General features: G+C 32.5%; 1 pseudogene. It reads left to right on the top strand.

The window, feature by feature from the left end:
- Nucleotides 1-713 (top strand): annotated as a pseudogene (locus DW059_RS15700) (tyrosine-type recombinase/integrase); the annotation flags it as partial.
- Nucleotides 714-758: the final 45 nt, after the last annotated feature.

The following is a 758-nucleotide window of genomic DNA, read 5'->3' as shown; positions in this document are numbered from 1 at the left end:
TTCAGTATACAGATATACAGTGTACTGCAGATATTAACTATGAAACGAGAAAAATGTATATGGATTCTCTTGAAAAAGAGGATATTTCAGAAAAATATAAAGCGGAATTACTGAGCTTATTTGATCGTTTAAAAATAGAAAATATGCCGGATGTCTATTCACAAGGAAAGCCCTTCTCTGTAGAACAGGAGTTTTTTAAGCAAGACAAATTGTTTTTGCTGTATGTCCCCAATAAGAAGAAAGCACAATCTTTCCGTCAGGTGGTCGATAAGAATGATTTGTTATGGGACTTAACGAGGATACATTCATCACAGTTGGTGCGACAGACAAAAATATTGCTGTGTGAAATTCTGAATATGGATAAGGTACAAAGACATCGAAGATATTTTTTAGAACCATTAAAAGCACTTGTACGGTTTTGCGATAAGTACGGAATAGATGATATTGAAGAAATGGAACAGGCAGATGAAAACAGATTTTATCTGTATTTAAACAAGGAGTCAGAAATTATAAAAAAACAGGCTTCTAAGATTGTTGAGTTTGCGAGAAGAACGTTATTTCTAACAGATTCAGAGATAAATTGGCAAGCATGTATCTGGTATATGGATAGGTTTCAGTTTGATAAATCAAGAATCAATGCCAGTTCACCTGTTAAAAGTCTTTCATTTATTAATATTTACGAAAAAGAAAATCGTTGCCAGTTCACCTGTTAAAAGTCTTTCATTTATTAATATTTACGAAAAAGAAAATCGTTGGTA

Origin of the sequence: Roseburia sp. AF42-8, assembly GCF_003435965.1 — a bacterium.
Classification (GTDB): Bacteria; Bacillota; Clostridia; order Lachnospirales; family Lachnospiraceae; genus Roseburia_C; species Roseburia_C amylophila.
Note: the sequence above shows the minus strand (reverse complement) of the source record. Positions and strands in the feature narration are given on the sequence as shown.